The sequence below is a fragment of the Binatus soli (SeqCode) genome (assembly GCF_050015535.1).
GTDB classification, from domain to species: Bacteria; Desulfobacterota; Binatia; order Binatales; family Binataceae; genus Binatus; species Binatus soli.
Map to the genome: position 1 here is coordinate 67,036 of NZ_JBEKBF010000020.1, position 7,374 is coordinate 74,409.

The 7,374-nt window shown below is 60.6% G+C and carries 5 protein-coding genes; all 5 read right to left on the reverse strand.

Annotated features, from left to right (window positions below; genetic code table 11):
- Positions 1-121: 121 nt before the first annotated feature.
- The 5 genes from glgP to ABR989_RS15090 all read right to left on the reverse strand — a co-directional run bounded on the left by glgP (position 122) and on the right by ABR989_RS15090 (position 6,787).
- Positions 122-2,668: an alpha-glucan family phosphorylase gene (gene glgP / locus ABR989_RS15070; protein WP_428130098.1), complete on the reverse strand. Its 2,547-nt coding sequence runs from the start codon at positions 2,666-2,668 to the stop codon at positions 122-124.
- Complete coding sequence (locus ABR989_RS15075) at positions 2,665-2,847, reverse strand: hypothetical protein (RefSeq protein ID WP_428130103.1); 183 nt, start codon at positions 2,845-2,847, stop codon at positions 2,665-2,667. Before ABR989_RS15075 ends, glgP begins: the two co-directional genes overlap by 4 nt.
- A 2-nt stretch (positions 2,848-2,849) precedes the next feature.
- The gene (tal, locus tag ABR989_RS15080) at positions 2,850-3,929 is read right to left on the reverse strand and encodes a transaldolase (protein WP_428130100.1); all 1,080 of its coding nucleotides are present in this window, start codon (positions 3,927-3,929) and stop codon (positions 2,850-2,852) included.
- 82 nt (positions 3,930-4,011) lie between these two features.
- Positions 4,012-5,409: a glucose-6-phosphate dehydrogenase gene (gene zwf, locus ABR989_RS15085; RefSeq protein WP_428130101.1), complete on the reverse strand. Its 1,398-nt coding sequence runs from the start codon at positions 5,407-5,409 to the stop codon at positions 4,012-4,014.
- A gap of 79 nt (positions 5,410-5,488) precedes the next feature.
- Positions 5,489-6,787, reverse strand: a complete 1,299-nt coding sequence (locus tag ABR989_RS15090; RefSeq protein WP_428130102.1) for a glucoamylase family protein — start codon at positions 6,785-6,787, stop codon at positions 5,489-5,491.
- Positions 6,788-7,374 lie beyond the last annotated feature (587 nt).

Here is a 7,374-nt window from a genome sequence, read left to right on the forward strand (position 1 = left end):
CCCGATCTTTGGAACAAATCTCGGCGTGTGCTCCACATGACGCCCATAGCTGGCGCGGCGGACGCTTCGTCCACCGTCGCTTTCTTCATTACCTTTTCTTCCGTTTCTTCCATCGGTCGGATCATCGCTGCCACAGGATTCGTGGGTCTTCCAGTGGGATCGCAACGCCGCCGTAGTGCGGTATCACTCGTGCCGTATAGTCCGCTGGCCGGCGGGCCGCAGACACAGCCGCGCAGTAAACGTAGCCGCCCGACGCGCCGGCTAGTTGGCGAACGCGCTTCATCTCCTGCCGCACGGGAGCGCCGCCCATGACGCCGTCGGCGTAAAGCTCTACCCGCACCGCCTTGGGGTCGAGGTCATCGAGATGCACCTGCGCTTCAAATACGTGCTGCTCGCTATGAGTCTCAAACGTCACTTCGCCGAAGCGTAGCGCGGCCCATTTCTGTTCCAGCGCGTGCTGCCAATTAACTACCTGCAGGCCGATTGCGCCTTTGTCGGCAGCCCGCTCACGGTAGGCTGAGGCCGCCGGGAAGTAGTATTGCTCGATGTATTCGCGCACCGCGCGGTTGGTGGAAAAGCGCGGCGTCAATCGCGCCATGCTTTCCCGCATCCGGGTCACCCAGGCGCCGGGGATACCTTGTTCGTCGCGAGTATAGAACTCGGGGATCACCTCGCGTTCGAGCAGGTCATAGAGCGCCTCGGCTTCGGCCGCGTCCCAGGCCAAATCGTCGCCACGTTCCTTGCCATCCCCCAACGACCACCCAACTTCAGGCGTATAGGCTTCCGCCCACCAACCGTCCAATTCAGACAGATTGATGCCGCCATTGACCAGTACTTTCATGCCGCTCGTTCCACACGCTTCCCAAGGGCGTCGCGGCGTGTTGAGCCAGACATCCACTCCATGCACCAACTGCTCGGTCAAAAGCATGTCGTAGTCACTGAGGAAGACCACATGGGGGCGTGCCTCGGGCCGACAGATGAAATGCATCCATTCCTGAATCAAGGCCTGCCCGGCCCGATCCGCCGGATGAGCCTTGCCGGCCATGACGAGCTGTACCGGGCGCTGAGGGTTGTTCAATAAACGCAGCAGTCGATCCGGGTCGTGCAGCAGCAGGTTCGGTCTTTTGTAGGTTGCAAAACGGCGTGCAAAACCCAGCGTCAACGTATTGCTGTCAAACAGATGCTTCGCACCATCAACCATCTCGGGCGACGCGCCGGATACAGCCAATTGCCGGGACAATCGTTCGCGAGCGTACTTAACAAGAGACTTGCGGGCGGCGGCGCGAAATCGCCAGAGACTGGCGTCGGATATGCGGCGAATGTCCTGCTCCAGGGTCTCCGCCGTCCCCAGCCAGCGGTCCTTTCCACAGGCTTGCGTCCAAAGATCGTCGGCTGCCGCTGAATCCCAGGTCGGCATGTGGACTCCGTTAGTGACATGTCCGACCGGGATTTCGTCCTGCGGCCAGTGCGGGAAAAGAGGCAGAAAGATGTGCCGGCTCACCTCCCCGTGCAAGCGACTCACGCCATTGACCGCCCCGCTCCCGCGAACCGCCAGATAGGCCATGTTGAAAGGTTCCGACGAGTCGTTCGGGTTCTGGCGGCCCAAGGCCAGCAAATCGTGGAGGGGTATACCGAGCTGCGTACGTGCATAACCAGCGCCGTATTGCTCGATGAGCGCCGGAGCGAAACGATCGAAGCCGGCAGCCACCGCCGTGTGGGTGGTGAAAAGATTGCCCGCCCTGGTGACGGCCAGCGCGACCTCGAAAGTCCGCCCGGTTTCCTCCATGAAGCTTCGGGCGCGTTCGAGCACCGCGAAGGCCGCATGCCCTTCATTCAAGTGGCAGACTTCCGGCTTGACGCCGAGTGCCGCGAGCAATCGCCATCCGCCAATCCCGAGCAGCATTTCCTGTTTGAGGCGCAACTCCGGCCCGCCTCCGTAAAGCTCACTGGTAATGCTTCGATGCGCGGGGTAATTCGCTGCGTCATTGCTGTCCAGCAAGTACAGCTTTACGCGACCGACCTGAACCTGCCAGACGCGCAGCCAGACCGAGTAACCGGGTAACGCGATCTCCAGCCGCAACCACTCCCCATCCGGTCTACGCAACGGTGTGATCGGCAATTGTCCGGGGTCGTTATATGGGAAGAGGGCCTGTTGCGCTCCGTCCTGGTCGATCACCTGGCGAAAATAGCCTTGCTGGTAGAGCAGCCCCAGGCCGATGACTGGGACACCCAAATCGCTGGCGGCCTTGAGTTGATCACCGGCCACATTGCCCAGCCCGCCCGAGTAAATGGGCAACGCTTCGCTCAGCATGAATTCCATACTGAAATACGCAACACAGCTCAGCGGAGATTGCGGATAGGTTTGCTGAAACCACGCGGGCGCCTCGGCAGCATGCCGTCTGACTTGCACCAGATCGTCAATGTTTTTGCGGAAAGCGGGATCGGCTAAAACACGCTGGAGTTTCTCCCGCGAGACCGTTTGTAAAACGACCCAAGGGTTATGCGTGAGCTCCCACAGCACAGGATCCAGCTGCCGCCACACTTGGTCGGTGGCATGATTCCACGACGAACGCATATCCAGGGCAAGCTCGGAAAGGGAATCGAATCCCTCTACGTCCGTGGATAAGAGAGGCTCCTTCGGGTGACTGACCCGTGCTTGTTCGCTCACAGCCGCCTCCCCTCCAAATTTGTCTTGGACGCAGTCTCCGGCTGCTGCGTGGGTGCCGCCAGCGCGGCGATCGACGGATCGGGTCGCTCCGCGTAGTACGCAGTCACCAGCCTCGGGACATTGACCAGCATCGAGAGCGGGGCCGGCTTTCCTGCCAGCGGGCTAATCTTCGTGCTCATGGCTAGCTCCTGAGTTGAGCGCTCTTCTGCGCAATGCAGGCGAGAAGGTCGTCCCAGGATTTGACAAACGACGCCGCTCCCTCGCGCTGCAGGTCGGCCGCCAGAGCGTCGAGGTCGACACCCGCCTGCGTGAACCGCTCGAGGACTTGCTCGGCGTCGCCACCGTCGGGCGGTATCGTCGTGCCGATGTCGCCGTGGTCAGCGAGCGCCTGCAAGGTCTTCTCCGGCATGGTGTTTACCGAGTACGGGGCCGCCAGCGACTTGACGTATAGGAGGTCCGATGCTTTCGGATCCTTGGTGCCGGTGCTTGCCCATAACATGCGCTGCGCGCGTGCGCCGACATTGAGGAGACGCAGCCAGCGATCGGAAGCAAGCAGATCGCGGTACGCTTTGTAGGTGCGCTTGGCCACGGCGATACCGAGTTGGTTTTCGAGGCTTGCGGGGACCTTCGCCGCTACGGCCACGTCCCAGCGGCTGACGAACAGCGAGGCGACGGACGCTACCTGTGGATTCAAGCCTGCGGCGATGCGTCGTTCGATGCCGCGGATGTACGCCTCTGCCGCCGCCACGCATTGCTCGCGCGAGAAGAGCAGCGTCACGTTGACGGCTACGCCTGCGAAGATCGACTCCTCGATGGCCGCGAGGCCCTCGCGGGTACCGGGAATCTTGATGAAGAGGTTGGGCCGAGCCGCCCGCGCGTGGAGTTCTCGCGCCGCCGCAATTGTGCTCTTCGTGTCGTAGGCCAGCTTGGGTGAGACCTCGAGCGACACCCAGCCGTCGACCCCGTTGGTCGCCTCATGGACCGGAAGGAAGAGGTCGGCGGCGCACGTCAGGTCTTCGATCGCGAGCTCGAAGAACAGCGCCTCGCCCGACTTGCCTTCCTTCAATTTCCGGCGGATGGCGTCGTCGTAGTCATGGCTGTTCTTAATGGCGTGGTCGAAGATTGTGGGGTTCGAGGTAAGCCCGGTGACCGAGAACTCCTGAATGTAGCGGCGGAGCGTGCCGCTGGTCAGCAGACCGCGGGTGATATTGTCGAGCCAGAGGCTCTGGCCTATTTCGTGGAGCTGTTGGGTCGCTTTCATCATTTCTCTCCTGGGCAAAACGGTGTGGCCGGCGTGGCCGGCTGCGATCAGGGCGAGCAGAAACTCGGCTGCAGTGGGCCCATCATCTGGATGCCTCCTTGAGGCTGGGGTTGTGCCAATGGCCGTCTGAAGCGATTAGCGCGTCAGCCTCTTTCGGCCCCCAACTGTGGCGCTTGTAAGGGCGAACCCGGTGATGGTTCTTAAGGACTGGATCGACTACCGCCCAAGCGGCCTCAACCGCGTTCTCACGGGTGAACAGCGCTCCGTCGCCGGCCATCGCGTCGGTCAAAAGCCGCTCGTAGGGCGCTTCCTCTTCCGGCCCTTGTTCGAACAGGTGGAGCTCTCGCTGGTCGCCGACGAACTCCTTTCCTGCGAGCTTGACGCGAGCGGCGAGCGCGACGGCCGAGTTGGGAGAAAGCCGGAAGCGCAGATAGTTGGTGCGGCCAGTGGCAGGCACTGAGTCGGCGAAAAGCCTCTGCGGCGGCGGCTTCAGCTCCACCAGGACCTCGGTCGCCGTTTCGGCCAGGTATTTGCCGGAGCGCAGGTACCACGGCACTCCGCCCCAGCGCCACGAGTCGATGAAAAGCCGCAGCGCGCAGAAAGTCTCGACGTCGGAGTTCTTCGCCACGTCCGGCCCGTTGCGGTAGCCAGCGTATTGGCCGCGCACCAGGTCGTCGGGCTTCAAAGCGCGCATGGCTTGAAAGACCTTGGCTTTCTCGCTGTGTACGGCCCCAAAGTCCCTATCGGCCGGCGATTCCATCGCAAGCAGCGCGACCACCTGGAAGAGGTGGTTCTCGATCACGTCGCGCAGGCATCCGGCGGTTTCGTAAAATGCGCCGCGGTCCTCCACACCGGAATCCTCGGATAAGGTTACCTGGACGCTGGCCACGTAGTTGCGGTTCCAGATCGGCTCGAGAAAGGAATTGGCGAAGCGGAAATAGAGGATGTTCATGATCGCCTCCTTTCCCAGGAAGTGATCGATGCGGAAAATCGAGTCTCGCGTGAACACTTTCTGCGCGACGCGGTTGAGCTCCCGCGCGGACTCGAGGTCTCGTCCGAACGGCTTTTCAACAACGACGCGCGCATGCTCGGCCAGGTTCGCGGCGCCGAGCCCCTTGATCACCGTCTCGAAGAGCGAGGGCGGGATGGCGAGATAGTGTGCCGGGCGCCGGGCGTTACCCAGCGCCTCCCTTATCGCCGTGAACGTGCCTTGGTCATTATAATCCCCAATCACGTACTTGAGCTGGGACAGAAGATGGTGGAAGGCGCGCTGGTTATCGATCCCGCCCGATTGCTTTATGCTGTCCGTCACGCGTTTGCGCAGACGCGCCAGACTCCACTTCGGGAAGGCGACGCCGATTACCGGGATTTTCAGGGTGCCCCGTTTCGCCATCGCATAGAGAGCGGGGAAGATCATCTTGTGGGCGAGATCGCCCGTCACACCGAAGAGCACTAGCGCGTCCGAACGGGAGGTGGTCATCAGGCACCTCCCTTCCTGGCGGCGTTCATGAGCGCGATCGCAACCAGGTCCAGGAGCCACGAGGCGATGACGCTGCCGTTCATAACCACCCCCCGCCAAAACCCGCTCGCTGCAAGCCGCTGGCGATGTAAGGGCAGTCTCGCATCAATTGCCACAATAAGCCGGTACGATAGTTCTCGATCATCAAGATAATCGGCCCTTGATTAAGCCCATAATGCCATGGTGATACCCAGCCATAGGGATTGACGGATTTTACCGGGTAGGTCGGGTTGAAAGATGCTTTGAAGCCGTACGGGTTCAGCTCAGTCAATTTAGCCTGGTGTATGCAATAGTCGAGCGCGGGCAACACAATCTCGGGGGCGAACGGCAGCGACGCCGCTACGGCCCACGGTGCGATGGTTCCGTCATCGGGTCCGCACGGCACGCCGCGTCCCACGTAGTCGAAGAATTGGCGCTCAATGCCATTCAGTTTGATAGTGCCGGGTCCGGGGCCGTCGCTCGCGGTAATTCCCCAGCAATGGCGGCCATAGCCGGCGAACTTGAGCGGGTTGTCGATCGCGTACTGTTGTTGCAAATAAGTCGCGCGACGGCTGTTTTCGAAATAGTCGATGCCCTTGACGCGCATGAACGCGTCCTGAATGCCGCGAAAATCAATCCAGAGATGCGAGAGCTGGTGCGTGAACAACGGCCCGGCGTATAGATACTCTTGTCCGTAACAGTGTTCCCACCGGTAAGTGGAAGCCCATGCTGCGTAGCTCTCCTCGGGCAGCGGATGCGTCGGCGAGCCCAGCCCCAGGATATACAGCAGCATCGCCTCGTCGTAACCTGCCCAACGGTATTTGAGAAATCCGCTCTCGGGCTTCCAGCCGTGCGTCAGCGTTGCCCCACGGTTTTGCGCCCATTGAAAATCCGCGCGGCGATAGAGCTGGTCGGCGAGGGTGCGGATTTCTTGCTCGTCGGAGGTATCCCCATCAAAATAAATTCCTGCCGTCAACGCACCCGCCAGCAGAAAAGCGCTATCTATCGTTGACAGTTCGCATTGCCAGGCGCGCCGGCCGCTCCGCATGTCGAGAAAATGATAATAAAAGCCCTGGTAGCCGGTGGCGTCGGGTTCGGGGCCTTGCGGGCTGTTCCAGAAAAAACGCAGCGTGGTCAGCGTTCGTTCTACCGCTGCGGCACGCGGCATGAATCCGCGTTCGACAGCCACGGGGTAAGCCGCCAACGCGAAGCCGGTAGCGGCAATACTGGCAGGCCAATCCGGTGCGGTCTTGTCGATCACCAGCCCGTTGTCTGGATTCGTTTCATGCAGAAAGTAGCTGAATGATTGGTGCTGAAGTCTTTCCAGCTCAGCTTCGCCGATTGGTTTCCTGCTGCTCATGGTTTCAGTTGGACGCAGTCTCGGTGAGCTCATTAATCGCGACCAATTCGAGGTCCGGGTGGTGTAGCGCAGCCAGACAAAACATGCGGTCTGAGTGGCCAAAGCCGTTGATCGCAATTTTGGCTGACATTTTTGTAAGTCCTGCGGATTCGAGAGAGGACCGTAAGCCGAATGAGTTTCCCAACACCTTGAGCTGGAAATGCTGGGTGCTGGCACAAAGAGCGCTTCGAAGCCTCATCGTAGCAGATTCGGTGTTCGGCTCATCCCGCCATCGGCGATTATTTGTTCTTCAGGTTACAAACCGTTACGCACTGCTCTTCACATCTTGACCCGGATTCCCATTTTCCAGGTGTGCTACTAATGTGGTAGGACCTAGCGGAGCCATTGGCAGACGTGGCTTTGGACGCGATCAGGGGCGGTGAGGAGGTGGAGTGGCGGTGGGTGAGGCACAAAATCGGCCCTTTCAGCTCTCCTTCAATAGCTCGTTGAAGGTCGATTTCCAAGGTTCAGGGGTGACCTCGGATGGTGGCTTGGTCCTGGTGCGGGAGTTAGACGAACGTTTGGGCTTCGGGGAATTTATTGAACGG